General features: G+C 41.2%; 27 protein-coding genes and 1 pseudogene. 16 read left to right on the top strand and 12 right to left on the bottom strand.

What is annotated here, in order from left to right; all coding sequences use genetic code 11:
- Positions 1 to 14: 14 nt before the first annotated feature.
- The 7 genes from AC2TFD_RS29830 to AC2TFD_RS29800 all read right to left on the bottom strand — a co-directional run bounded on the left by AC2TFD_RS29830 (position 15) and on the right by AC2TFD_RS29800 (position 6,864).
- Positions 15 to 917, bottom strand: coding sequence for a FixH family protein (locus tag AC2TFD_RS29830; protein WP_484674690.1), 903 nt, complete (start codon positions 915 to 917; stop codon positions 15 to 17).
- Positions 914 to 1,591 carry an ABC transporter ATP-binding protein gene (locus AC2TFD_RS29825; RefSeq protein WP_484674689.1) on the bottom strand — a complete coding sequence of 226 codons (678 nt, stop codon included), beginning with the start codon at positions 1,589 to 1,591 and terminating at the stop codon, positions 914 to 916. The genes AC2TFD_RS29830 and AC2TFD_RS29825 overlap by 4 nt, the downstream gene beginning before the upstream one ends.
- Positions 1,588 to 2,385, bottom strand: a complete 798-nt coding sequence (locus tag AC2TFD_RS29820) for an ABC transporter permease (protein ID WP_484674688.1) — start codon at positions 2,383 to 2,385, stop codon at positions 1,588 to 1,590. The genes AC2TFD_RS29825 and AC2TFD_RS29820 overlap by 4 nt, the downstream gene beginning before the upstream one ends.
- Before the next feature lie 166 nt (positions 2,386 to 2,551).
- Positions 2,552 to 3,874, bottom strand: a complete 1,323-nt coding sequence (nosD, locus tag AC2TFD_RS29815) for a nitrous oxide reductase family maturation protein NosD (RefSeq protein ID WP_484674687.1) — start codon at positions 3,872 to 3,874, stop codon at positions 2,552 to 2,554.
- Entirely contained in the window at positions 3,871 to 4,437 is a 567-nt protein-coding gene (locus AC2TFD_RS29810; protein WP_335508792.1) for a hypothetical protein, read from the bottom strand. Before AC2TFD_RS29810 ends, nosD begins: the two co-directional genes overlap by 4 nt.
- A 104-nt stretch (positions 4,438 to 4,541) precedes the next feature.
- Positions 4,542 to 6,410, bottom strand: coding sequence for a Sec-dependent nitrous-oxide reductase (nosZ, locus tag AC2TFD_RS29805; RefSeq protein ID WP_484674686.1), 1,869 nt, complete (start codon positions 6,408 to 6,410; stop codon positions 4,542 to 4,544).
- A gap of 16 nt (positions 6,411 to 6,426) precedes the next feature.
- A complete protein-coding gene (locus AC2TFD_RS29800) occupies positions 6,427 to 6,864 on the bottom strand; it encodes a cytochrome C (RefSeq protein WP_484674685.1) in 438 nt (145 codons plus the stop codon).
- A gap of 239 nt (positions 6,865 to 7,103) precedes the next feature.
- Between AC2TFD_RS29800 and AC2TFD_RS29795 the strand changes: the two genes are divergently transcribed.
- Positions 7,104 to 7,847: a Crp/Fnr family transcriptional regulator gene (locus AC2TFD_RS29795; protein WP_484674684.1), complete on the top strand. Its 744-nt coding sequence runs from the start codon at positions 7,104 to 7,106 to the stop codon at positions 7,845 to 7,847.
- Between the two features lie 122 nt (positions 7,848 to 7,969).
- Here AC2TFD_RS29795 and bshB2 read toward each other — a convergent pair whose 3' ends face one another.
- From bshB2 to pdxK, 3 genes are all read right to left on the bottom strand, one after another.
- A complete protein-coding gene (bshB2, locus tag AC2TFD_RS29790; protein ID WP_484674683.1) occupies positions 7,970 to 8,641 on the bottom strand; it encodes a bacillithiol biosynthesis deacetylase BshB2 in 672 nt (223 codons plus the stop codon).
- A gap of 19 nt (positions 8,642 to 8,660) precedes the next feature.
- Entirely contained in the window at positions 8,661 to 9,011 is a 351-nt protein-coding gene (locus AC2TFD_RS29785; RefSeq protein ID WP_335508802.1) for a YojF family protein, read from the bottom strand.
- 149 nt (positions 9,012 to 9,160) lie between these two features.
- Positions 9,161 to 9,988, bottom strand: coding sequence for a pyridoxine/pyridoxal/pyridoxamine kinase (gene pdxK, locus AC2TFD_RS29780; RefSeq protein ID WP_484674682.1), 828 nt, complete (start codon positions 9,986 to 9,988; stop codon positions 9,161 to 9,163).
- Positions 9,989 to 10,461: 473 nt separating this feature from the next.
- Here pdxK and fdhD point away from each other — a divergent pair, with 473 nt between their 5' ends.
- From fdhD to AC2TFD_RS29705, 15 genes and pseudogenes are all read left to right on the top strand, one after another.
- On the top strand, positions 10,462 to 11,223 hold the full coding sequence (gene fdhD, locus AC2TFD_RS29775) for a formate dehydrogenase accessory sulfurtransferase FdhD (RefSeq protein ID WP_484674681.1): 762 nt from the start codon (positions 10,462 to 10,464) through the stop codon (positions 11,221 to 11,223).
- 317 nt (positions 11,224 to 11,540) lie between these two features.
- Positions 11,541 to 12,773: an RNA-guided endonuclease IscB gene (iscB, locus tag AC2TFD_RS29770; RefSeq protein WP_484674680.1), complete on the top strand. Its 1,233-nt coding sequence runs from the start codon at positions 11,541 to 11,543 to the stop codon at positions 12,771 to 12,773.
- 146 nt (positions 12,774 to 12,919) lie between these two features.
- Complete coding sequence (locus tag AC2TFD_RS29765; RefSeq protein WP_484674679.1) at positions 12,920 to 13,492, top strand: twin-arginine translocation signal domain-containing protein; 573 nt, start codon at positions 12,920 to 12,922, stop codon at positions 13,490 to 13,492.
- 12 nt (positions 13,493 to 13,504) lie between these two features.
- Positions 13,505 to 15,907: pseudogene (fdnG, locus tag AC2TFD_RS29760) on the top strand (formate dehydrogenase-N subunit alpha); the annotation flags it as partial.
- Positions 15,907 to 16,737 carry a 4Fe-4S dicluster domain-containing protein gene (locus AC2TFD_RS29755; protein WP_484674678.1) on the top strand — a complete coding sequence of 277 codons (831 nt, stop codon included), beginning with the start codon at positions 15,907 to 15,909 and terminating at the stop codon, positions 16,735 to 16,737. The pseudogene fdnG and the gene AC2TFD_RS29755, both read left to right, overlap by 1 nt.
- Positions 16,730 to 17,476, top strand: a complete 747-nt coding sequence (locus AC2TFD_RS29750) for a formate dehydrogenase subunit gamma (protein WP_484674677.1) — start codon at positions 16,730 to 16,732, stop codon at positions 17,474 to 17,476. The genes AC2TFD_RS29755 and AC2TFD_RS29750 overlap by 8 nt, the downstream gene beginning before the upstream one ends.
- A gap of 334 nt (positions 17,477 to 17,810) precedes the next feature.
- On the top strand, positions 17,811 to 18,620 hold the full coding sequence (locus tag AC2TFD_RS29745) for a formate dehydrogenase accessory protein FdhE (protein ID WP_484674676.1): 810 nt from the start codon (positions 17,811 to 17,813) through the stop codon (positions 18,618 to 18,620).
- Positions 18,621 to 18,633: 13 nt separating this feature from the next.
- Positions 18,634 to 19,230, top strand: a complete 597-nt coding sequence (gene mobA, locus AC2TFD_RS29740) for a molybdenum cofactor guanylyltransferase (protein WP_484674675.1) — start codon at positions 18,634 to 18,636, stop codon at positions 19,228 to 19,230.
- A gap of 21 nt (positions 19,231 to 19,251) precedes the next feature.
- Positions 19,252 to 20,484, top strand: coding sequence for a molybdopterin molybdotransferase MoeA (locus AC2TFD_RS29735; RefSeq protein ID WP_484674674.1), 1,233 nt, complete (start codon positions 19,252 to 19,254; stop codon positions 20,482 to 20,484).
- 13 nt (positions 20,485 to 20,497) lie between these two features.
- The gene (locus tag AC2TFD_RS29730) at positions 20,498 to 22,420 is read left to right on the top strand and encodes a molybdopterin biosynthesis protein (protein ID WP_484674673.1); all 1,923 of its coding nucleotides are present in this window, start codon (positions 20,498 to 20,500) and stop codon (positions 22,418 to 22,420) included.
- A gap of 13 nt (positions 22,421 to 22,433) precedes the next feature.
- The gene (locus tag AC2TFD_RS29725; RefSeq protein WP_484674672.1) at positions 22,434 to 22,898 is read left to right on the top strand and encodes a molybdenum cofactor biosynthesis protein MoaE; all 465 of its coding nucleotides are present in this window, start codon (positions 22,434 to 22,436) and stop codon (positions 22,896 to 22,898) included.
- Entirely contained in the window at positions 22,891 to 23,124 is a 234-nt protein-coding gene (gene moaD / locus AC2TFD_RS29720; protein ID WP_484674671.1) for a molybdopterin converting factor subunit 1, read from the top strand. The genes AC2TFD_RS29725 and moaD overlap by 8 nt, the downstream gene beginning before the upstream one ends.
- Positions 23,125 to 23,387: 263 nt before the next feature.
- Positions 23,388 to 24,407: a thiazole biosynthesis adenylyltransferase ThiF gene (locus AC2TFD_RS29715; protein ID WP_484674670.1), complete on the top strand. Its 1,020-nt coding sequence runs from the start codon at positions 23,388 to 23,390 to the stop codon at positions 24,405 to 24,407.
- Positions 24,408 to 24,654: 247 nt separating this feature from the next.
- A complete protein-coding gene (locus tag AC2TFD_RS29710; protein WP_484674669.1) occupies positions 24,655 to 24,942 on the top strand; it encodes a YwdI family protein in 288 nt (95 codons plus the stop codon).
- A 116-nt stretch (positions 24,943 to 25,058) separates the two neighbouring features.
- The gene (locus tag AC2TFD_RS29705) at positions 25,059 to 25,430 is read left to right on the top strand and encodes a DUF423 domain-containing protein (protein WP_335569576.1); all 372 of its coding nucleotides are present in this window, start codon (positions 25,059 to 25,061) and stop codon (positions 25,428 to 25,430) included.
- 39 nt (positions 25,431 to 25,469) lie between these two features.
- Here the strand turns inward: AC2TFD_RS29705 and gerQ are convergent, their stop codons facing one another.
- On the bottom strand, positions 25,470 to 25,928 hold the full coding sequence (gene gerQ / locus AC2TFD_RS29700; protein ID WP_484674668.1) for a spore coat protein GerQ: 459 nt from the start codon (positions 25,926 to 25,928) through the stop codon (positions 25,470 to 25,472).
- A gap of 209 nt (positions 25,929 to 26,137) precedes the next feature.
- Positions 26,138 to 26,881 (bottom strand): hydrogen peroxide-dependent heme synthase, encoded by a 744-nt coding sequence (hemQ, locus tag AC2TFD_RS29695; protein ID WP_335508832.1) that lies wholly within the window; start codon positions 26,879 to 26,881, stop codon positions 26,138 to 26,140.
- Positions 26,882 to 26,900: the final 19 nt, after the last annotated feature.

The raw sequence follows: 26,900 nt of genomic DNA, 5'->3' as shown, positions 1-26,900 counted from the left end.
CATTAATACACCCATTAAAGAATATCTATTTTCAAAGAGTTAACCTGTGAGACGAGGAGTTCTTCGTATTGTTTTTGGGCTTGGAAGTAGATCTCTTGTTGGCCCATTTTTGGGTTTTCTTTTTTTACTTTTTCAATGATGTCTTGCTGCACTTTTTGAGATAGGACGATTAGCTGATATTGCTGCTCTTCGATTTTCCAAAACTTCTCTTCTCCGTACTCGTTGATCATCGCCTTAGCTGATTCAAATTGGTTGTATTGATCGCGAACCTTATTGATTTCTGCTTGGACTTCCGCTTCGCCAGCGGTGTGCCCCTTTTCTTTTGCGAGCATGGCCATGGAGCGGAGGCGAATGATTTGTGTGAGTAATTGATTTTGATCATCCACCATCTTTTCTTGTGAATCCCAGTACGATAATGCTTCCTTTAATTGATCACCTGTGTAACGTTTTTGATCGGTTTCACGATTGATGGCAAGCTGGAGATAATTAATAAACTTGTAAAAATCCATATCTTCGTTGGTAATCCATTCTCCATTAATTGAAGCAACACCTTCTGGTTTTACAATATCCTGCGTGATAACCTCTTCACCCTTTTTTCCATCATTATCCAATGTAAAGATTATTTCATATTTACCAGTCATCGGGAGCTCAACATTACCTGTATAGGTGCCATCCTCTCCTTCAGTCAGGTCTACCTCAGTGGTGCCGTGGTCCATATTGGTCATGGAAAAAACAGCTGAAACATCAAGCCCTGTTACGGCTTTATCGTTTTCTGTTACTTTGATTTCAAAGGGCATTTCCTTATCTGGCTGTTGGTAGATCGGCTTTGTTACTTCAATCGTATATTCAGGGTCGGCACTACAGCCTGCAAGTGCAGCTAAGAATAGCAGTACGGTCAGCCTCATCGCTTTTTTCATGCTTCAATCCCTCCAAGATTATGTGTTTGTAGGAATTCTCCTACAGTGTATTTCTCCATTTTTCCGTTATTTAGATAGGCAACATGTGTACAAACCTGTTTGATTTCATCAAGATGATGGGAGGAAAGAAGGATGGTTTTATCATGAAGCGACTTTAGCACTTCTAAAATTTCCTTACGTCCCATTGGGTCAATCCCACTTGTCGGTTCATCAAGAATCAAAATGCTGGAATCCTGATAAAGAGTAATCGCTAATCCAAGGCGCTGCAGCATCCCTTTAGAGTACTTTTTCACCTGTACATCGCGGTCATCCCACAAGCTAACCGATTTAAGAACAGATTCTATACGATTTTGGTCAGCGGTCTTTGCGACTGCTTCCGCAAAAAAGGTGATATTCTCAAGGCCAGTCAGCATCGGATACAGCTGAAATTTTTCAGGAAGATAGGCAATCGCCTTTTTCCAATCATGATTCTTCTTCGTCACTTGAACACCATTAATAGCAATTGACCCTTGTTTAACAGGAAGAAGGCCCAGAAGGCTGTTAATAAACGTCGACTTTCCAGCACCATTACGGCCGACCAATGCACATATTTCATGTTTGTTAATTTCGATATTGATAGACTCGAGAATTACCTTTTTCCCGAAGGATTGGTTTAGATTGGTTACTGTAATCATTCAAAGCCCTCCTTACGGTGAAACACAATCGCTGTCGAGATGGACGCGATCAGCCAGAATATGAGATTTCCAATCAAAAAGAATACCGGTTTGGTCCACATAAAGGCTTGAAGCAGCCGGGACATGTGACCAAAGGAATAAACACCCATGCCGGTCTCAAGGAACATCCGAACAGACTGTAATGGATTTAAGAAGTACCCCGCTGAAAATATTTTTACATTTTCATAGGTAACATCCGGTAAAAAGGACAGCAAGATAAAGTCATGTAAGAAGAAAAAGTAAAACCAGACAAAAATCGTGTAGCCAATAATTTGCATTCTCGAACGACTAAAGCTGCCTATCGCCGCCCCGATTTGCAGAAACACAAGTGACATGATTACGATTGCCAATATAAACGTAATATAGGCCTTCATATCAAGTTGAAAATTAAACTTTAGGAATAATAAATAGAGAAAAAACCAAGCTAATATCGGAACAAGAACGATGGTATACAGCCCGAGACTTTTTCTTAGCAAAAAGCTGGTATAACTATCTTTCTTTGTTAATAACATGATCAGCGTCTTTTGTTCTTTTTCCTGAAAGATAGAAAAGGCGCCGATGAACAAGCAAAGGATCGGAATAAAATAAATAATCGTATCAAACAAATTCAGTAAGAGGACATAAAAGCCTTTATCAAATGAAAGGGCAGTGGAACGAAACAAGATACTGACTGAAATGAGAACAATGATACTTAAGGCGAGCCATAATCCTTTTCCTCTTATATTTTCTTTCCATTCCTTCCAAATGTAATGCATGGTATTTGTCTCCCTTTTAGTAAGTCTCTTTTCTCAACATTGTAACTATTTGAATATCATTATGATGGTTTAGATTATCCTCATTGAATTATGTGATAATTAATGAGAAAAGAGCATGCAAACTCAACAACGTCGCTAAAATACTATTTCCACGTTAAAATCGGCTTTAGGATTTTAACAATAAATTACGATAACATGCCCTTATTAAAATCAGCACCGCGGCTAGCCCTAAGGCTAGGTAAAGTATGATATTCTGTTTTCCTTTTGCGGCAGCCAGCGGATGCGGGTCATTAAACATTACTTTTTCGTCCACCAATACTGCATTCATTTTTTCATAGATAGCAAGTGCTGGACTTTTTAAAAATAAATAGGATAGTTCTTGGTCTTCCATTAGTTGATAGAGTGATGAGCGGTAGGTGATCGGAAAGTCTCCAATCCCATCCTGGTTCAAGTCTGTGAGCGGGAAAGAATCTCCCCAGTCATTTCCTTTACCGTGCTCACTCCAGAAATTTGTTTCACTGGTTCCTCCTATTGTCACAGCTGGAATAGTGTTTTCTGTGATTAGGTTTTCCGTAAAAATCTGATCATTGGAGCTGGCCCAAAGCTCAATCCCGATCTGATTTTGTGAAATTTTATTGCCTTTAAGGGTATTCCTTGTTGCTTGATCAATGTAAATACCGCGTTGGTTCATGTAAAATGTATTGTTAATTATTCGGTTATCATTTGCCTGAAGCAGCAATAATCCAAATGATTGGTTTCCATAGTTGACGATAAATTGATTATCTTTTAGCAGCAGTCGGTTCGAATTCATGACCGCAGCGCCGCCCGTATTCATCGTAAAGGTATTGTCCCTAAATATGTTCTCATCGGAATACATGTAATGCAGACCGTACCGTGTATCACTAATATTATTTTGATAGCTTTCATTGTTGTTCGCATAGTCAAAGAACATGCCATCACGAGTACCCTCAATGGTGTTATGAGCTAAGATGTTCCTGTTAGAATAATAGACATGAATCCCATTGCCTTGTGCAGCAATTTCACCTTTGCCCATTCCAGTTATATCAACATGTGTAATTTTATTATCATGTGCCTGGCTTAAATAGATTCCGTGAAAGGAATTAGAAATCTTGATGTGTTCTAACACATTGCCGTCTGTATGAATTTTAATCCCTGCATACTCCTCAGCAGAGTTGCGATCCATGCTGCTGTTGGAAACGTTCAGTTTACGAAGGGTCACGTTTGGTGCCTTAATGGCGATAACGCTGCCCGTACCGTCGCCCTTAATCACGGTTTTGTTCGAGCCAATGATGGTAAGGGGGTTGTTGATGACAATATTCCCTTCATACGTTTTATCTTCAAGCTTCAAAACTGCTCCTTCTTCCAAGCTGTCGATCATGGCTTGCAAGTTTTCGGCAGCACTATTTTCCTCGGGGTTCATGATAAATGTGATAGAGAAAATGAATAGAAAGAGCAGTAACTTTTTCATCTTTTTCGATCCTTCCATAACGGAATCAATAATAAAATAAAGGCTGCAATCAAGAAATAGGTACCGTATCCAAGAATACTTTCAGTAACAAAGTTGGCAACTGTATTATGACCTAAAATCGGCGGTACAAATGGGTCGATTTTGATAGGAGCCATTGGATCTAAATTGGTCCCGAACTTTTTAAGGGCCCGGCTGAGGTCATACACTCCGAGAATACCGAGAATCCCAAATAGACCAATAACACTATAAAGTATTACCTTTTTTCGAAGGATAGCGGTTATAAGCGTAATAACGGCTAAACCAATCATAATATAGATAAGATAGTTCAATTCAGGGAAATTCTCTTCACTGAAGTTTTCCATGCCAATATAGTGATTCAATCCGTTTACAATATCAATTTCACCTTCAAGCTTGTTTGGAAAAACAATAATATTTAAACCTTCCGGGTATTGAGGAGCATAGAAGACCATTTTCCAATAAGGAAAAAAAACAGAAGCAACAATTAAGACCGCTGCCAGCGCAATCAGTAAGGAAGAAAGTAGCGATAATTTTTTGCCTTTCATGTAAAACAAGTCCTTTCTAAACGGAGAAGGGTACCAATTGAATCAATTGATACCCATCAACGTTTTTGTCTAGCTGCAGCACCAAGGTGCTGCAGCTTTTCGGATTAATTCTTAGGCTTTACAAGGAAGTAGCCGGTCATTTCTTGGTGTAATGCAGAACAGAAGTTAGTACAATAAAGCGGGAATGTACCTGCTTTATCCGCAGTAAATTCTATTGTGTTTGTTTGGCCAGGCTGAACTTCGATGTTCAGGTTATAGCTGTTGATGGCAAATCCATGGGTAATATCCTCATCAAAATCCGTATTCGTTAAGTGGATAAAGACCTTATCTCCTTGATTGACTTCAATCACATCAGGACGTTTTGCTTTCGCGTCAAAGATAAATTTCGAACGCATGGCGATGCCATAGACATGAATTTCGTTTCCATTACGTTCAATTCTCGCCTGATCCTGCTTATAAGTTGCAAGCTTATTACTTTCATCCTTCGGGTATACTTCAATCGTTTTAATCTTATCGGCTTTAATAATTTGAGCGTAGTGCGGCTCTGGGTTAACTGGTGAAGATTGAATCACCTTCATTTTGCCGCTAATATCAATCAATTGCATAGACTCAGGATGTGATGGTCCAACTGATAAATAGCTGTCTTTTGCAATTTTGTTCAAGGCAATCAGCCATTTTCCATCAGGTGAAACTGTATCACCTTCAGCGGCTACAGAATGTCCTGGTGAATATTGAACAGGTACACGATCTAATGTTTCACCTGTTTTTGGGTCCCATTTTACGATTTCTGAAGAAATGAACATGGTTGTGTAAGCCATGCCTTTATCATCAAATTGAGTGTGAAGCGGTCCTAACGCGTTTTCAGGGTTTACTTCTTTTTCCATAACAGATTCATATTTTAAGATTGGAATACCGTTACGTTCGCCAGAGAAATCTTGGTTTTTAACAGCTTCAAATGCTTTTTCAAAAGAGAATACTGTCATCGAAGGTGCAAGTTTACCAGAAGCAATAAAATGTTTTCCATCAGGTGTTACGTCTACGCCGTGCGGTGATTTCGCAACCGGTACAAGGTAAATGCCACCTTTATGCTTTTCAGGGAAAATCATTTTTTGTCCAGTTACTTCATCGTATTGCCCGTCTGCGACCATTTTCTCAAGCTCTTTCCAGTTAAAAAGAACAATATAGTCACGGTCAGCTTGTGAAGCGTTAATTTCTAGATTCGTTGTTGCTTCTTCTGTGTTGTAAGTAGTCATAACTGCCCAATCCGCAGAGCCTTTCTTACCAGCGTCTGATAAGTCGTATGACCATGGCGGCAGAGCCACTTGGTAAGCGATATTCAGTTTGTCCTTGTCTTGATCAAACGTTACGGCTGACATGACACCGCGGTACTGCTCGCTGTAATCGTCTAAAGACTTGTATTCAGAGCCGATTGGAACGGCAAAACGTGTCGGCAGGAACATGTACTCAGTATTTTGCGTAACGAACGCCGCACAGTGCGGGCCGCTTGTGTTCGGAACATTAATGATGTCTTTTACCGTGAACGTTTCTAAATCCATGGCGGCTGCACGGCTGTTTCCTACGTCCGTTGCAAACATATACTTACCGTCATAATCACCATTTGTTTCGGAGAATGCCGGGTGATGAAGGTCTCCCCACGTATAGTCACCCATCAATTTTTTTGTGTGCTCGTCAAATCCATATCCTGTTGCAGAGTCTGGTGAGAAAACCGGTACTGTTCGAATATGCCGCATGGATGGAACACCATAGATAAACATCTGACCAGAGTGTCCGCCTGATGCGAATAAGTAGTAATCGTCTTTTTCACCGAAAGGAACATAAACCTTCTCAGCGTCACTTTTGTTGCTGCTAGAGGCAACTTGAGTGTTCGTACTCTTTGAAAAATCAGCAAATGTAATCGTTGCTGCTACAAAGCCTGCTAGTAAACCAGAGGCAATTGGAACCCATTTCTTCATTTATTACACCACCTTATTATTTTTCAGATGCCTGCTTCAACATATCCAATATTTGCGTACGTTCATCATCTGTTAATGGGTTACCGCCAATAACAGAGGACATAACCGCAGATGTTGGTTCTTTTAAGAATTCATCAAGTGACTTTCCATGTTTTCCTTCAACCTCTGTAAAAGCTTTTGAAAGGTCTGGACCCGTTGCCCCGCCTTCTAATCCAAGTTTATCAACAGCGTGACAGCCTAGGCAGCCTTTACTATTAAGGATATTGGCTTCATCGACTGCAACCGTTTCTGGTTCTTTCTTTTGGTCATCCGTTGTGGCCGGTTCTTCCGTTGCTTCTGTCTGCGCGACCTGGGGCTGTTTATCGGAATCTCCCAAGACAACACCAAACACCAGGTAACCAAGACCAAAACCAATAATAATACTAGCGACAAAGCTGATAATCGCCTTATTCATACTTCCCCCTCCTTCTGTCTATTCAACAACTTCATCCTAATAAGAATTCAAGCTTTAAAATGTGATGTACCGCACATCTTTTTGCTCAACTTTGAACGTTTTGTGAAGGGGCTTGAAGTGACAAGGGTTTAAAAAATGAACGTTTTGTGAAGATAATCACTTCGAGATGTGAAAATAGTAACTACAATAAAGATACATATATGTCCAATCACAGCAATTTAAATGAAGGGAGGAGCAAAATGAGACCTGTACATGCTTTACAAGAACAGACGTCAGGTAGAGTAAAGGAGTTTAAAATGGAAGATTTTTTGCGGAAAATTGTCATTTTTAAGGATCTATCCGCAAACTCCATTCATCTTGTAGCAAATCGGATTCAAACGTTAAATGTTAAAAAAGGAATACAAGTGATTTGTGAAGATGAAGCGGCCAAAGGGGTATTTTTTATTCATTCCGGGGCGGTCAAGCTGACAAAGCAAGATGAAAGTGGAAATGAAATCATTGTTTGTATGAAACAAAAGGGGGATGTTTTTGCGGAGGCTTGTCTTTTTTCTAAAACCTCTGAGCTCTATCCAGCAACCGCCACCATGCTCGAAGATGGCCAGCTTTTCTATTTAGATAAAGGAGAACTAGAAAAGGGGCTTCATGAATACCCTGAGCTTGCTGTCCAAATGATCCAATACATGAGTGATTCGCTGCGTGAAATGACCTCAACCTTACGGGACGTGGCTTTATTAGATGTCTATGCGAAGACAATAAAGACGCTGGAGCGGTTAGGAAATAAATTTAATACCAGCTCTACGAGATGGAACATTGAGATTCCTTTGACTATACAGGAGTTTGCGACAGTAGTAGGCACGACACGCGAAAGCGTAAGCCGCATCTTTTCGAAGTTAAAAAAAGAAGAAATCATCGAAATGAAATCAAGGAAAATTATCATCCTGGATATGTGTAAACTATGTGCACTGATGAAAACAGCCTATTAAAAAACCCCTTCGTCTATGTTTTTGGCGAAGGGGTTTGATTTATAGGGGGCTCTGAAGGACAAAACTCGATGAAACCGCAGGGGATTTGTCCTTCATCAAGGCCCTTTATGAAAAAGGCAAATTTATTTATCAAATTTATACGTCCAAAACCGTTCATTATTAATCCACACCATCATTTGTGGATCTTGGTTTTTCAATTTTTCGGTTACGTCGCCAAACATTTGCTCCGTCTGGGAACGGTGAGCACGAATCGCAGCGAGCTTTTTGTCGGCAACGGCACTAATATCATAGACGATGTCCGCCTCGCCAAGCTCCTCCACACAATTATTGGAAAAAGCAACACAGTGCAATTTCGGCCTTGCGGCTGCAGGCATTTTCTCCACTGCCCTAACGACCGCGCTGCCTGTGGCATCGTGGTCAGGGTGAACAGAATAGCCAGGATAGAATGTGATAATCAGCGATGGATTTACATCATTAATGAGTGACAACATAGCGTCTGCCAGTTTTTCATCATCCTCAAATTCAACGGTTTTATCACGGTAACCAAGCATTCGTAAATCCTGAATACCTAAAGCCGCAGCAGCTGCTTTAAGCTCTTCTTTTCTAATTTTTGGGAGATTTTCTCGATTAGTAAAAGGGGGATTCCCCATATTGCGCCCCATCTCGCCTAGTGTTAAACAAGCATAGGTAACAGGCGTACCATTTTGAATATGTGTGGCGATGGTTCCAGATACTCCAAAAGCTTCATCATCTGGATGTGGAAAGATGACTAATACATGACGTTCTTTTTCCATATAAGGCTCCTCCTTTCCTCTACTCAAATGGGGTAGGGCTGATTTCAAGGGCAACTGCGAGTTTTCCTTTGTTATCATGACCCGCTAGCAGCAAACGATCTTGCTCATCGATTTCAAAATGAGTCAAGCCTTCCGCGTAAATCCAGCCAAGATTTATTTTTAATCCAACACGATAGGGGTCTGTCCCAATGATTTTTCCTAGTTCATAGCGAACAAGGGCATTTCGGATATAAGCACCTGCTGAAAAGAAGGTTTGATCATGATGGGATGCATAGGCACCGTTGGTTGTTTCCAGGTGAATATAAACATCCTGATTCGCGTATCTGTTAATCGCTTCTTGAACCTGGAGGTGATTTTTAATGGGCTCCATAACTTCTTTCTCCTTTCCCCATGCGGTATGTAATCAAAAACAAAGTGTATTTAATAATGTATCTATCATACTAAAATCACTTAAAAAAAGCGAAATCTATGCATTAGGCGAAATATTAAAAAGCCATTCGATGGGAATGGCTTAAAATATTAACAATCAGTACAGTATTCAGTTTTTGCCCTGCGGTAGGCACCATGCCAAGTTGGTCCAACGAATTCATTTAAACGGAAGCCTTGGCTGATAGCGGCAGAAATGAAGTCTTTTGCAACCTCAACTGCTTCTACCACAGAATTACCTTTTGCCAGTTCTGCTGTAATCGCAGAGGAGAAGGTACATCCTGCACCATGGGTAAAGTTCGTTTCAATCTTCTCTGATTCAAAAATAGTAAAGTCCTTACCATCATATAAAAGATCAATGGATTTTTCTTCGGTTAAAAGCTTGCTGCCGCCTTTAATAACCACATATTTTGCACCTAGGTCATGAATTTTGATAGCAGCTTCCTTCATTTGTTCCAATGTTTTAACTGGGCCTGTTTGTGCTAATTGGCCAGCTTCGAACAGGTTTGGTGTCACAACCAAGGCACGCGGTAGAAGCAGCTCACGCATGGCATCAGTTGTTTCTGGATTTAATACCTCATCCTCGCCTTTACAAACCATGACAGGGTCAATAACCACGGTTTTCAATTTTTGTTCATCGATGACTTTTGCTACTAGCTCAATGATTTCAACAGTACCGAGCATTCCTGTTTTCATCGCGTCGATTCCTACAGACAGGACGGTATCGATTTGTGGTTTTAACGTCTCAACGGAAATGGGAAACACACTGTGGTGCCAATCCTTTGGGTTCATCGTAACGATGGTCGTTAAGGCAGTCATTCCGTACACGCCTAGCTCTTGGAATGTTTTTAAATCTGCTTGAATCCCTGCGCCCCCGCTGGTATCAGAACCGGCAATGGTCATAACTTTTTTTATTGTCATATGTATAATCCCCCTAACAATTCTTGAAAAACACTATTCATTATTATAAATCAAACCTGAAAATATAGTAAAAAATTAATTTGAATGATTTTGTCAAATGAATGACAATTAAGCGCTTTTCTGGTCTTTAGTTGGTTATATGTGATAAATCTTACTTCTGAGAAAAAGGACTCATCGTAGGATGGTACTAAGGATACAGAGGGAATAATTGAAAACGCATACATATGTTGGTTTAACAATCCTTTGGTAGTAATAAGGTAGTTTTTTTACAAAAAAGTTCGTTAATTCGACACAAAAATGACTTAGTACCGACAAAGTCTCGTGATAAAGGCATCCATATTTATTATAAATTTAAAGAGTAGAGACTATTACAATTTTTGTGCAGACTGCTGTGACATTTGTCGCTGAGAAGGCATGGCAACATGAATACAATTAAAACGCTAAGCAGGTTATTCCTGAAAGGAGGGAAAACAATGCACCGCAAAGGATGTCCTGATGAATATCCCATCACCTTAGTTTTAAATGGGTATGAGATTGCTGTATTTCAATTGACGAAACACGATTTAGAGGATTGGGCCTATGGTTATTTGTTTTCTGAAGGTTTTATTCAGGAAGCGAGTGAGGTTGAATCAATCCATATAAATGAAGAAATAGGCAGTATCCAGGTCTCACTTCTGAATGGTTTTAATGAAGAAGAGTTATTTACTAAGAAGAAACACTACACGGCTGGCTGCGGACGCGGCGTAACATTTTTCTCGATGACAGATGTTAAAAACTTTCAAAGAGTTTCTTCCGAGCACTGTTATAAATTGAGCTATTTATTAAAAAAACGAAGTGAATTTGCTCAAAATTCACCGTTTTATTTAGAAACTGGCGGAATGCATGGAGCCTGTATTGTAGATGAAGCAGGCAATATTACCGTCCGTGAAGACATTGGCCGGCACAATGCAGTCGATAAGATCATTGGCCACACACTCCGAAATGGGTTACAGCCTGAACGGTTGATTTTACTAACAACCGGAAGGGTTTCATATGAAATGCTCTCCAAAGCAGCGAAATTTGGTTTTCCTGTTATTGGCTCGCGAACAGCAGCCACCAAACAGGCTGTTCAACTGGCAAAATATTTGAATATCGAGGTAATTGGCTATTTACGAGGGAAGATGGCCAATATTTATACCTCAACAGGTCGAGTTCAAAATGATTTAGTGGAAGTACCCGCTGTAGAGCTGCATTGAAGGGAGCTCGAAACAGTCAGTGAAAAATCGTAACAAAATGATCTAAATCATACTAAAATGAAACCCAATCATTTTGTATGAGACTGGTTCGTGCTCTCAAGCCTAAGTGAGTGTAGTTTCTTGAAAAGGGAATAGCACGATGAACTTCGTTAATAGATAAGGTAAAGAAACACCTGTGGATGTGACCGCCAGTCCGCTGCTCTGTTAGCTATAAGGAAGACCGTTTCCTAGGGTTTGGAAACCAAACACCGAAATAGCATGTCCTGTCCATTGACTTTGGCAAGGAGGAAAATACCCGTAATGGAGGCTGGTCAGAAATGACCCATTGTTTTGTGTTAGATGCGCAAGGCAACAAGTTATCTCCAACAAGAGAAAATCGTGCATGGTATTTGATTCGGAAACAAAAAGCAATCTTGAAAAACAAATTACCAATAGTTATCCAACTGAAAAAGGAAATTCCTATAGACAAAATCGATTCTACGCCCATTCATCTGGGAATTGATGATGGTTCGAAGTATGTAGGTATTGCTTTGGTACAAGAATGTAAAAGAAAAAACAAACCCCTTTTCAAAGGGACGATTGAACTTCGAACAGATGTAAAAGAAAAAATGACGGTTAGAAGAGGGTATCGCCGTTTCCGAAGATATCACAAAAAGTATCGACCAGCGCGGTTTAACAACCGATTCTCTTCTAAAAAAGAAGGACGGCTTCCTCCTAGTATTAGGCAGAAGAAAGATTCGATTTTACGAGTGGTCAACCAACTCCAGAAATGGATCCGAATCGATCATATTTTTTTAGAAGATGTCTTAATCGATATCCGCTTATTGGAAAAGGGTCATAAACCCTACAAATGGGAATATCAACGGAGCAATCGATTAGATGAAAACATTCGAAAAGCAGCTGTACTTCGCGACCACAACTGTTGTCAGAATTGTGGAATGACAAACGCGAGAATGGAAGTTCACCATATTATTCCAAGACGATTAAATGGCGGTAACTCTATTGATAATCTTATAACCCTATGTAGAACATGTCATGATTATGTAACCGGCGATGAGTTAAACCATAGTGAAAGGCTCCTTAAAAAAATAAAGGGCAAAAATATCTCATATAACGATGCCATGTATGTCATGCAGGGAAAATTCTATATCCAGAGAGAGTTAATAAAAATAGCCCCTTTATCCCTTACAACAGGAGGGAACACAGCTAATAAACGGATTGATTGGGGCATTGAGAAGTCGCATGCAAATGATGGCATTGTTATTTGTAATTTAAAGGTACAGTCTGATCAATGTGAATTGAAAAATTGGATCATAAAAACCATGAGAAAAAGGTCTAGTAAAAAGGTAGAATCTGTAAATGGTTTTCATCATCGAGATTTTGTTAAATATACGAAACGGAATGGTAAAACCTATCTGGCGTATATCACAGCTTTCTATCCGAAAAAGAATCAATGTAATATGACAACGATAGAAGGAAAGATTTTGAAAAGATATGGTCTATCAAGACTATCTTTAATATGGCGCTTTTCAAAAATCTATTGGTTATAAAAATCAAGTAAAGGAGGTGGACCTGGTAACAAATAAGGAATTGTTACGTTTTGTTACGATTTTTTGTTACAAAGGAATAACCGAACAAGCTGTAACTAGATAAAAAAAGGGATGTTCTTATTCAATTCTGGGAAGGAGATAGAAAAATGGTTGAAATCAACTTAAACCGCAGGCAATTTTTAAAGTTGTCAGGAGCTACTGCGGCAACATTGGCTGTTGTTGAGCTAGGCTTTGATAATAAAAAAGCCCATGCAGCGACAAAAGAATTTAAAATTGCCAAATCAACTGTAACACCAACCATTTGCTGCTTTTGCGGCGTGGGCTGTGGAATCTTAGTCCATACCAAGGACAACACCGTGGTTTATACGGAAGGGGATCCGGATAACCCAATTAACGAAGGTAAGCTATGCAGCAAGGGTACAACAATTAGACAATTATATACTTCTGAAAAACGTATTAAGAAACCGCTTTATCGTGCACCAGGCAGCAATAAGTGGGAAGAAAAAGATTGGGAATGGATGTATGAAACCATTGCCAAACGAGTGAAAGAAACGCGTGACAAGACATTTGTCGTCACGGAAGATGGCATGACTGTAAATAAGACCGAGGCAATTGCCAGCCTTGGCGGAGCAGCTCTTGATAATGAAGAGACATACCTGCTTGCAAAAATGATGAGAGGGCTTGGTGTTACCTATTTAGAGCACCAGGCACGAATATGACATAGTTCTACGGTTGCCGGTCTGGCACCTTCATTTGGTCGTGGAGCAATGACGAATAGTTGGAATGATGTGCAGTATACCGATTGTGCGTTGATTATGGGTGCAAACCCTGCGGAAAACCATCCTATCAGCTTTAGATGGTTAACAAAAGCAAAAGAGAATGGTGGAAAGATTATCAGTGTTGACCCTCGTTATACAAGAACATCGTCAATGTCTGATATTTATGCACCATTACGCTCAGGAACTGATATTCCGTTTATGGGCGGAATGATCAAGTATGCGCTTGACAATAATCTTTACCACAAAGAGTATGTTGCTAAATATACAAACGCTAGCTTTATTGTAAACACTAGCTTCAACTTCGAAGACGGCTTATTCTCAGGATATAACGCAGATAAGCGCGCTTACGATAAAACACAATGGGCGTATGAAAAAGACGCCGAAGGAAATCTGGTGAAAGACTTCACCTTAGAACACCCAAGATCCGTTTTTCAATTAATGAAGAATCACTATTCACGCTATGATGTTGACACCGTTGTAAAAGTTACAGGAACACCAAAAGAAGACTTATTAAAAGTATATGAGGCGTTCTGTGCCACTGGTCAAGTCGGTAAAGCAGGAACCATCATGTATGCAATGGGTACAACCCAGCATACAGTTGGTACACAAAACGTTCGTGCATTTGCCATCATTCAACTTCTACTAGGGAATATTGGTTTGCCAGGCGGCGGAGTGAACGCAATGCGCGGTGAATCTAACGTTCAAGGTTCAACAGATTTCGGGCTGCTATATGGTAACTTAACAGGATATTTGAATGCTCCTACCTCTACAGATGTTAAGAATGCGACATTAGCAGGACATTTAGAAAAAGAAACACCAAAAACAGGTTACTGGAGCAATAAACCGAAGTTCATTGTCAGCTTGTTAAAAGCATGGTATGGACCGAATGCTACAGCAGAAAATGAATTTGGTTATCAATACCTGCCAAAAGGCAATAAAAACTATTCACATATTAACCTGTTTAAGGCAATGTATGATGGTAAGCTCGAAGGAGCATTCTTATTTGGAACAAACCCAGTTGTCGGCGGTCCGAACGCGGGTAAAGAAAAAGAAGCTCTTGGCAACTTGAAGTGGTTAGTGGCAGTTGACCTTTGGGAGACTGAATCTTCAGCGTTCTGGCAAAAAGAGGCTGGCAATGACCCATCTAAGGTTAATACAGAAGTATTCTTACTGCCAGCATGTTCTTCTTATGAAAAAGAAGGAAGCGTATCGAACAGTTCTCGCTGGATGCAGTACCGCTGGCAGGCCATTAAGCCGCTTGGCGATTCAAAGGCTGACTTGGAAATCATCCATGAGCTTGCAACAAAAATTAAAGGTTTATATAAAAATGAAGCGGGTCCAGTAGCTGCCCCTATCCATGCACTTTACTGGAACTATGGTGAAGGGCACCATCCTGATATCGATTTAGTATGTAAAGAAATTAATGGCTATGATGTGAATACAGGAAAGTTAATCGCGGGCTTTGGTAACCTAAAAGATGACGGTTCAACATGTTCAGGCAACTGGATTTACTGCGGTTTCTACCCTGAAGAAGGAAAGAACCGTGCGAAAAACCGTGATAAAAAAGATACAGGAATGAGTTTGTACCTAAACTGGTCATATGCTTGGCCGATGAACCGCCGTATTCTATATAATCGCGCTTCATGTGATCCAAACGGGGTGCCATATAACAAAGATAAAGCGGTTGTCTGGTATGATGCTGTCCAAGGTAAATGGACTGGAGTAGACGTACCTGACTTTGTGGCAACAAGAAAGCCTGGCGATGCAGGTTTTGAAGATCCATTTATCATGATGAATGATGGCGTAGGAGGAGTTTTCGCTCCAACATTAAATGATGGTCCATTGCCAGAACACTATGAGCCATTTGAGAGCCCAATTAAGAATCTGTTCTCCAGCCAAGAGATTAACCCAGCCATTCAATTATTTGACGGTAAATTCAATGAGCGCGGCTTTAAGGCCGACTTCCCGATTGTTGCAACAACCTACCGGGTAAGTGAGCATTGGCAGTCTGGAACGATGACACGTAACCAAGAATGGTTATCAGAGCTTGTACCACATATGTATATCGAAATAAGCGAAGAGTTAGCCAAAGAAAAAGGTATCAAGAACAAAGATAAAGTGATTGTCAGCTCCGCCCGCGGCGAGGTAAAAGCGTACGCGATGGTGACAAAACGCTTTAAGCCTCATAAGATCGATGGCAAAAATGTCCATCAGATCGGAATGCCATGGCATTTTGGTTATAAAGGAATCGCAACTGGGGATACAGCAAATCGCCTGACGCCTCATATCGGGGATGCAAATACGACAATTCCTGAATATAAGGCATTCCTCTGTGACGTAAGGAGGGCTGACTAATGGCTACTGAATATGTAAAGTTTGTTGACGTAACCAAGTGTGATGGCTGTCGCGCCTGTATGGTGGCCTGTAAGAACTGGAATGACCTTCCGGCTGAGCCGCAGGATTTCCTAGGCAGTGCTCAATCACATGCGAAGACAACAGCTTATACCTGGAACGTATTACAATATATCGAGCATGAAAATTCAAAGGGCGGCCTTGATTACCTATTCCGTCACTCAGCATGCTTCCACTGCACAGATGCTGCTTGTGAAAAGGTCTGCCCGGAGGATGCCATTAGCTACACTGAATTTGGTACAGTGGTGATTGACCATGAAAAATGTGTAGGCTGTGGATATTGTGTTAATAACTGCCCATTTGAAGTCATTTCACTTAAGGAATATGTCGATAAAAATGGCGACAAGTACCGTAAGGCGAATAAATGTACAATGTGTACAGACCGTTTGGAAGAAGGCTTACAGCCTGCCTGTGTAACAACCTGTCATACAGGAGCCATGGAATTCGGCGACAAAGCAGCTATGATCAAGAAAGCAGAAGAGCGCGTGAAACAAATTAAAGACCGCTATCCAAACGCTCAAGTGTATAATCCACAAGGCGTTGGCGGTACACATACGGTTTATGTATTAGCAGAAAAGCCATCTGTATATGGCTTACCTGAAAATCCAAAAGTGCCTACATCTGCTGTTATCTGGAAAGACTATGCGCAGCCAATTGGTAAGATGATGATTGGGGCTACCACAATGGCAGTTGTCGGAGCTTTCATTACGAATACGATTATTAGTAAGAAGAAAAACGGTAAAAACGAAGACGGAGGTGAACACCATGAGTAAACCTCAAAAGTCGACAGTTAAAGTAAGGCGTTTCTCTAAAGCGTTTGTTTGGGCGCATGCCGTAAATGCAATTTCATTCTTTGCCCTTTACATCACTGCACTGCCAATGTATACAGAGTTTTTCGACTGGCTGTATCCTGTTCTTGGCGGACCAGAAGGAGCACGCCTCCTTCATAGAATATTTGCCGTAGCGTTCATTTCACCAACGTTCATCTGGGTTATTTTCGACTTCAAAGGCTTTAAATTTTGGATGAAGGAGCTTGTTACTTGGAAAAAGCGAGATCTTGAGTTCTTTACTGAATTCGTAAAGGAGCTTTTCGGTTTCAATTTCAAACACGTAAGGCAAACATTCTTTAATGCGGGTGAAAAGATTAACTCAATCATCCAGATTGTCACGGCGATCTTAATTATCGGCTCAGGCTTTCCAATGTGGTTCCCGCAATTTTTCCCTAAAGCTGTAGTACAATGGGGATATTTACTGCACAACGTTGGTTTCGGCCTTGCTATAGCGGTAGTCGTAGGACATGTTTATCTATCTGTTATTCACAAAAACTCTAAACCGGGATATTCTGGTGTTATTACTGGGGAAGTACCAGCTTGGTGGGCACACGAACACTATCCAGACTGGTATGATGAAGAAGTAGCAAAAGGCAACTTCCCTAAACTAGACGATTCACACCATCCAACCACACCTGGAACACCAGGTACACCGAACAAGAAAAAGAAAAAAGGCGCGTGAAAACGAAAAGCGGAAGCGCCTTGACCAGGGGCGACAGGCATAAGACGAGCCGGCGAGAAGGTTGCTCTTTAACCTTCTTGATGGATTGTCGGAAATGTGGAGGCGACTGCTCTGGGACGAAGGCATAAGACGAACCCTGCAAGAAGGCGCTCTTTGCCTTCTTCAGGGGGCGGCTTATGACTCGAGTCCCAAGGAGCCGAAACTAGACAAGCTTATGACCCGAGCCCCTAGGCGCTGTAGCTAGACAAACAGCCATTGAAAGAATGAATAAACAAAATGGCTGTCTGTAACAGGACAGCCATTGCTTTATAAATTTTAAAAGAGGTGCACAACGATGAAAAAATCCGTTGTTTCAAAAGAATATCAGAAGTTACAGAAGGAAATTATAGCACTTCAAGCGAATTGGAAAGAGAGTATTAATCCAGAATCGATTATTCCTAACCTCGATAAAACAGCTATGTCAGCAGGAGTGCCTGCAGCGGCATTAACGTCTATTAATTTCGAAATTACACTATTCCAACAGTGGATAGAGGAGATAAATGAGCTTTTAATCAAACATAATCCTGAACTTGAAACAAAACTTGCTGGGGTAAGTGCCCTATTAAACGAAGCAACAGTCATACGTTGGATTGATGAAGCTTTTTCGTTTAACAGTGTTTATTTTGCTAGTTTTGCTGAAGAAAATGGGCTGGAAGAATGGATTCCGCAATTTCTTGCTGAGACCGCACTCCGACCATATTTGCAGTTAACAGCAGAAAAAATTCAGCACGAAATTACTCATGCTGTCCCTGGGGCTGGCTGCCCAGTTTGCGGTGAGCCTGCACGACTTGCGGTTCTTGAGGATGAAGGGAAAAAAGTAATGACATGTCCGCGCTGCCTTGCTCATTGGAATGCCAAAAGGATTGAATGTGTACACTGTGGTAATGACGATCATAAAACCATTCAGTTCTTAACGATTGAGGGCGAAGCTTCCTCCCAAATCCAAGTCTGCGACAAGTGCACAGGTTATATTAAAGTAATTGATACAAGACAATACCTCAGCAAGCCGTCAGCTGCAATGCTGGATTTAAACAGTATTCATCTTGATTTTGTAGCCCAAGAACAAGGCTACCAAGCAGTGGGTGAAACCAAACAAACGAATTAAGAGGTGCATGTTCATGAAAGCAGCGGCTATTATTTTATCAGGTGGAAAATCAAGCAGAATGGGCACGAACAAGGCTCTCTTAAAATTAAATGAGAAGACAACCATCGAAAGAATTGTGGAGACACTTAAGGTATATTTTGATGACATTATTGTAGTTACCAATGATAAGGACGCCTACGAATGCTTAGGGGTAAAAATGGTGTCCGACCACTATCAAGAAAAGGGACCGCTGGCTGGATTTCATGCTGGCTTATCTGCTTCTAACTATGATGTGAATTTCATTGTAGCGTGTGATATGCCGTTTGTGTCTGGAGAACTTGCAGCGGCCCTTGCGGAAAAGATTGACCATTATGATGCCTTAGTGCCCGTTATTAATGGGAAAATGCAAACCTTATGTGGTGTTTTTCAAAAGAAGACAGTAAATCAAATTGAAGAATGTATTGAAAATGGACATCTTCCGATAAAACATCTGCTCGAGCATTTAAACGTTCTTTATTTATCTGAAAAAGATTTACAGGATTATAGTAATATAGACATAGAGCGTGTCTTTTTCAATATGAATCATCCACATGAATATGAGGACGCAAAAAAGTGGCTAGAAGCTGATTAGATGGGAAGGGTGTAAAGCACAGTGCAATTTTTCAAGGTAAAAACAGTCGAAGAAACCATTGCAATGATAGAAGAAAAGATCCCCCACATAACACATACGGAAGAGCGTTCATTAGAAGACGCACTTGATTATATTTTAGCGGTGCCTGTCACCGCGAAGGAAAATGTCCCAGGCTTTGACCGCTCAACGGTTGATGGATACGGAGTTAAAGCAAAAGACACTTATGGCTCATCCGATTCGATGCCGGGATTTCTAACGGTGGTGGGCGAAGTGAAAATGGGTGAGTCTGCTTCTATACCTGTTGGTCAAGGGGAAGCGGTTTACGTCCCGACAGGCGGAATGATTCCACCAGGTTGTGACAGCGTCATCATGATTGAACATTGTGAAGACCATGATGGTTTATTAAATACCTATAAGCCGGTTGCACCTGGTGAAAATATTATTCGTGCAGGTGAAGATATCACTGAAGGAGAAATTCTTCTTTCGGAAGGAACAAGACTTCGGCCCCAAGAGCTAGGCGCGATTGCTTCACTAGGAATTAGCTCTGTTACAGTTTATAGGAAACTAAAAGTTGGGTATCTATCATCCGGTGATGAAATTGTGCCTTATCAAACAGAAAAACTAGCAGAAGGACAAATCCGGGATATCAACTATTTGACAATTGCAGGTCTCGCAAAACAATGGAATATTGAAATTGTTTATGGCGGAATCGTCAAAGATGACTATCAAGAATTTCAGCAAAAAGCACAAAGCCTATATGATGAAGTGGACTGCTTAATTCTCTCAGGAGGAAGCTCGGTCGGAGCAAAAGATTACACGACAGATGTCATTCAGTCCCTAGGTACACCGGGTGTATTTGTTCATGGCATTTCTATCAAACCAGGCAAACCTACGATTTTTGCGATGGCAAATGGAAAACCTGTAATTGGTTTGCCTGGCCACCCAGCTTCAGCGATGATTATTTTCATGCTGTTTGGTGAAAAAATCCTGAGAAAATTAAAAGGTGAAAAAATAGAGAAGAAACCTGAAAGAATTTTTGCCCGGATCACGAAAAATATTCCTTCTGCAGCAGGCCGGTCCGATTATATTCGGGTCCGTTTGTTCGAGAAAGAGGGAGAATGGTGGGCTGAGCCAATTATCGGGAAATCAGGTTTGATTACGACACTAGTAAAAAGTGATGGAATTGTTGAGATTACTTCTGAAAAAGAGGGTATTTCACAGGGAGACTATGTACCTGTGATTGCAACACGATAAGGGGGAACGTGTAATGAACCAAAAACGCTATAAACGGAAAATATATTTAGAGGACAAACCCCGATCGGAAGCGAAGCGAGAAATTCTCGATGCTTTTCAGCTGCCCCTTGAAATCGAAATGATCCCAACAAGTGATGCCCTTGGACGTGTAAGTGCTGAGCCGATTTTTGCCAATGTATCGACACCGCATTACCATGCTTCCGCAATGGATGGGATTGCGGTAATCGCTGAAAAAACATACACCGCTCATGAGCAAAGTCCATTACAGCTTAAGCTTGGAACTGATTTTATTATTGTGGATACAGGAAATGCCATCCCTGCTCCCTATAATGCCGTCATTATGATCGAACACGTCGATATGATTGATGAAGAAACGATTGAAATTATTGAACCGGCAATACCTTGGCAGCATATCCGCCCAATCGGTGAAGATATTGTTCAGGAGGAAATGCTGTTTCCACAGGGACATATTTTTAGACCTGCAGATTTAGGTGTACTGTTAGCCAGTCAGCAGCTTATAATTCCGGTTATCAAAAAGCCAATTGTCACGATTATTCCAACAGGAAATGAGCTTGTTGAGGCGAATGCACAGCTTTCTTCAGGAAACATTATTGAATTTAACGGAACCGTATTTGCGAACTTTGTAAAAGATTGGGGCGGGGAGCCAAGACTTCATTCCATTGTGAAGGATGACCCAGAGAAGATTAAGGCTGTTTTATTAGAAGCAGCGGAAACCTCGGATATTATCGTGATTAATGCAGGGTCGTCGGCAGGCTCCAAAGATTATACCGTCCATATCATTGGCGAAATTGGCACGGTGTTTACCCATGGTGTGGCAGCAAGACCAGGTAAACCCGTAGTGTTAGGGAAAATAAATGAGAAAATTGTTGTTGGTGTACCAGGATATCCGGTTTCGGCCTATTTAGCATTAGAATGGTTTGTACTTCCGTTAATTTGCAAGTATTTGCAGCTACCTGAGCCACAGCGACAATCCGTAACTGTTAAGCTTGGCCGCCGCATTGTTTCAGGTATGGGTGCCGAGGACTTTGTACGAATGAATATCGGCTATGTGAATGGACAGTTTGTTGCCAATCCGCTGACACGAGCCGCGGGTGTAACCATGTCCTATGTTCGGGCAGATGGCCTTCTTGTCGTACCAGCGAACATAATTGGCTATGAACAAGGTGATTTTGCCGAGGTGGAGCTGTTTCGGCCATTAGAGGAAATTAAAAATGCGATTATGTTCTGCGGCAGTCATGATATGACAATTGACCTTTTATCATCACAGTTAAAAAGAGTACGTGCTGACATGAAGATAGTCTCTGCACATGTTGGAAGTATGGCTGGGATTATGGCGATTCGAAAAGGAGAGGCCCATGTAGCGGGTATTCATTTGCTTGACCCCATTACAAAGCAATATAATCTCTCATATGTAAAGAAAATTTTAGCCGGTACCGATGTAGTCCTTTATCCCTTTTTAAAAAGGAAGCAAGGATGGATTTTACCAAAAGGAAATCCACTTGGGATTGAAGCAGTTACCGACATTGCCGAGAAAAAAGCGAACTTTGTTAACCGCCAAAAAGGGGCAGGCACAAGGATTCTCTTTGATCTTCTCCTAGAGGAGAATGGTATTTCCACTGAAGAAATTACAGGGTATGACCGTGAAATGTTTTCACACTTAGCTGTAGCGGCGGAAGTAAATGGGGATATCCGGGGAGCCGGACTGGGGATATATCCAGCGGCAAAAGCCATGGACCTTGATTTTGTTCCCGTTAGCGACGAAGAGTATGATTTATTGATGACAAGAAGCTTTTATGAAAGTGAAAGCGGCAAACAATTGATAGAAATTATCCAATCCTTTGAGTTTAGGCAGAAGGTCGAGAAAATTGGCGGATACGAAGTAGTTGAAAATGCCGAGCCAAAGAGTTTGGACTAAAGAGGTGCAGAAAATGAATTTTCAAATTTCGAAAGAACCGATTGATATCCAATCTGTTATTGATAAAGTAGTTCAGCGGAATGCAGGAGCGATTACCACGTTTATCGGAACGGTTCGTGAATTAACAAAAGGAAAGAAAACACTTTTCTTAATTTATGATGCGTATGAAGCGATGGCTGTGAAGAAACTAGAGCAAATTGGCAGGGAGATTGAAGAGCGCTGGGAAGGTGCCCAAGTTGCGATTACCCACCGAGTTGGCAGACTGGATATCACGGATATTGCTGTTGTCATTGCCGTTTCTACCCCACATCGTAACGATGCCTATGAAGCGAACCGCTATGCGATTGAAAGAATAAAGGAAATCGTTCCAATTTGGAAAAAAGAACATTGGGAAGATGGCGAAGAATGGATGGGCAATCAGCTCGAAACCGTAGCCTACCCAAGCGGAAAACCAGAGGAGGCCGATTTAAATGAATAAAGTATTGTTTTTTGCTCATTTGCGGGACGTAGTTGGAGAGGAATTTCTTAAGGTAGATGCGGCGGGTAAGACGATTCGAGAATTGAAAGAGGAATTGGCTGCGGGCTACGATCTTCCTAAATTGGATACTGTTATGACCGCTGTGAATGAAGAGTTTGCGCAGGATGATGAAGTGATTCAAGACGGTGATGAAATCGCGTTTATTCCGCCTGTTAGCGGTGGATGATCTGAGCTGTGGAGGGTAACTCTTGGATGAGTGGGGTTACTCTCGGATAAGTGAGGTTAACTCTCGGATAAGCGAGGTTAACTCTCGGATAGTCGGGATTAACTCTCGGATAAGTGGGATTAACTCTCGGATGAGTGGAAATACTCTCGGATAAGCGAGGTTAACTCTCGTATGAGCGGAATTACTCTCGGATAAGCTCACTTAACTCTCGGATGGAGAATTCTCCTCCGGAATAAGGTCGATTTTGGAAAGGGGAAAACAGAATGGATGAACGATATTCACGGCAAGTCCTCTTTCCAGGGATCGGAAAAGAAGGACAAGATAAAATCAGATCGAAGCATGTATTAATGATTGGAGCTGGGGCCCTTGGGTCAGGTAATGCAGAAGTGCTTACTCGAGCAGGGGTTGGACGGCTTACAATCGTCGACAGGGATTATGTTGAGGCTAGTAATCTTCAACGCCAGCAGCTATATACCGAAGAGGACGTGGCTGAAAAGCTTCCGAAAGCAGCGGCCGCTGAAAAACGCCTTAAGGCAATCAACTGTGATGTAGAAATAAATGCAATTATCGGTGATGCCACCCCGGCTATGCTGGAGGATATGGTGAGGGATGTTGACCTCATTATTGATGCAACAGATAACTTTGAAACGCGGATGACAATCAATGATGTCTCACAAAAATATAAGATTCCTTGGATATATGGCGCATGTGTTGGCAGCTATGGGATGAGTTTTTCGATTATACCGGGTAAAACACCGTGTTTAAACTGTCTGTTACGGAGTATTCCAATGCAGGGATTAACCTGCGATACCGGTGGAATTATCGGTCCAGCGGTCCAAATGGTCATAGCTCATCAAAGTGCAGAAGCCCTCAAAATGCTTGTCGAGGATTGGGAAGCGGTCCGAACCTCGTTTGTCAGCTTCGATTTATGGCGAAACCAATATACCAGTTTAAAAATGGGGAAAGCCAAATTTGCCAGCTGTTTATCCTGCGGCGAGGAAAGGACCTATCCATACCTAGATCAGGAAAACATGACAAAGACGACAGTCTTATGCGGCAGAGATACGGTCCAAATTCGCCCAGCCAAAGAAGGAGCTATTTCACTTGAACAGTTAGCAGGGCAGCTAGGCTCGCTTGGCTATACAGTAAAGGGGAATCCCTACCTCTTATCAGTAGAAATGGGAAGTGAGCGAATGGTCATTTTTAACGATGGCCGTGCTCTTATCCACGGCACAAAAGATTTAACCCATGCAAAATCGATTTACCAAAGAATTTTAGGATAATAGGTTTACACCAATCGCCAATCATTTTGAAAGGCGATTTTTTTGTTGCTGGCAAAAAAGGATATTTCCCGTCTAAGAAGTGTAATGGTGTCAGTATTTAACGGTAGATAGATTATTTCTCGGGTAGTTGCAGGGATTTTCACAAAACGACATGTTTCACGTGAAACATTTGAAAAGTGTCGAATTTTTAAATGTGTTTGGAATTTGGTATGATGAGTAAGAGATTGAAATAGAGGAGTTATAAATCGTGAATATTTCAGTAGATAAATTATTAAGAAAAATCGAAGACGAATTACATCTTGCTAAAAATAGCCCGAAGCAAGAAAACTTGCGGGAAAAAGTCTACTCTATTAAAATATTATGCGAGTTGATACTAGATGAAAAGCAAAATCTGCAAGTACCATCACCACCTACTACACCTGTTTATCAGCCTGTGATGGCACAGCCATCTTTTCAACAGCCAGTATCATTAAATCAACCGAAGAAACTAGAAATGGAAGATGAAGCAAACGGAGATTCGTTATTTGACTTTTAATACGAAAAGCGGAAGTGCCTTCGGAACAAGCACTGCTTGTTCCTGTGTGGATTAATCTAAGGGGATTTCCTTAGTGCACAGGGGCTCTCAGCTAGACAAAGAAAGGAGATAGTATGATGAAAACCTTTATCATTATTGGTGCGATTAACGCCTTTTTAGCAGTCGCACTGGGGGCATTTGGAGCCCATGGTCTTAAAGATAGGCTAGACCCGTATTACTTAGATATTTGGAAAACGGGCGTTCAGTATCAAATGTTCCATGCGGCAGGACTGTTGGTAATCGGAATTCTGCTCGGGAAAGTGGATGCAAGCTCATTTTTCACCTGGTCAGGTTGGTTATTCTTGATTGGAATCATCTTCTTTAGTGGCAGCTTGTATATCTTAAGCTTGACGAAGATAGGGGTTCTAGGAGCAATTACCCCAATCGGAGGCGTGTGCTTCCTTGCCGGTTGGGTTCTAATGATCATCGGGACAATAAAAGATTTGTAAAAGAGTAAAAGGCATTGGAAGCTCCAATGCCTTTTATCTTTACCTTGGTGGAAAAGTACTTAAACCAGGTGAAGATCCCGGATATTCATATTCGAGTTCTTCATCAAATGTAGCATAATCGAAGGCCACCATTGGAATAAGGGTGCGCCGACCAGATTGTGGATCACTTAAAATCAGATGATCCCTTCCTGCCGCTTCAATAATGCCAACAAACTGTTTTGCATTCCATTGGCTGTTACCCTCGAAAGTTGCATATACCGTAGCTAATTTCCCTTTGTTTAACCGTAAAATATTTTCGATGTATGATTGTTCGAGTGGCAGCATTCCTTGCGGCTGTATCGTTCCAGGGGGTGATTGTGGTGCACTTGCTGGCGGAAACTGTGGAAACTGCTGCTGCCCGCCAGGGAAATACCCTTGCCCCTGACCTTGATATGGACTGGCTCCCTGCTGTCTAGCGGGATAAGCTTGATACCCTTGCTGATTATAAAATTGACTCATCTTTTCCCCTCCTAAAAATAACTGAACCAATGGCCCAACAGTTTATTCATACTCCAAAACTCCTAAATGATGACAATCGGAATAATCCGATATGAGAAAAACGGAGCTAAAATTAAGACTCGCTGATTTATTAGTATGAGGAGAAAAGTTGAAATATGACATCTGAAATTTACAAAAAAAGTCCTCAGCATAAGCCGAGGACAATGAATTTAAACATGCAAAAATTCGGATACTCTTTCTTCTTCTAAAAGGTTGCCAACAAAGAAGGCACCAAATTCGCCGTAGCGTGCACTTACTTCATCAAAACGCATTTCATAGACGAGCTTTTTGAATTGAAGAACATCTTCTGCAAAAAGAGTTACGCCCCACTCGTAGTCGTCAAAGCCAACGGAACCAGTGATAATTTGTTTCACTTTTCCTGCATATGTACGTCCAATCATTCCATGGCTGCGCATCATATTACGGCGCTCTTCCATCGGAAGCATATACCAATTATCATTGCCTTCACGTTTCTTGTCCATTGGATAGAAGCAAACATGCTTCGTTCTTGGCAATTTCGGATATAGACGGGCAAGTATTTGCGGATTTTGGTAAGGATCCTCGCCAGCAGGCAAATAGTTACTTAATTCCACAACGGATACATAGGAATGAGCAGGAATTGTGTATTCTGCTAATTTAGATTTATTAAATTCTGTTTCAATTTCATTTAGCTCTTCCATTGTTGGGCGTAAAATCATCATCATAAAATCAGCCTTTTGACCAACAATTGTATATAAGGCATGACTGCCTTCGTTACTTTCTTGCGTGTGATTCCACTTTTCAACTAGACTTAAAAACTCGTGAATAGCTTCCTCTCGTTCTTCACTTGAGAGCATCTTCCAAGTTGTCCAATCAACGGTGCGGAAATCATGCAAACAATACCAGCCATCAAGCGTTTGAGCTGCTTCACTCATTATAATCACTCCTAGATAA

The sequence above is a fragment of the Neobacillus sp. plas4 genome (genome assembly GCF_057221695.1).
Note: the sequence above shows the minus strand (reverse complement) of the source record. Positions and strands in the feature narration are given on the sequence as shown.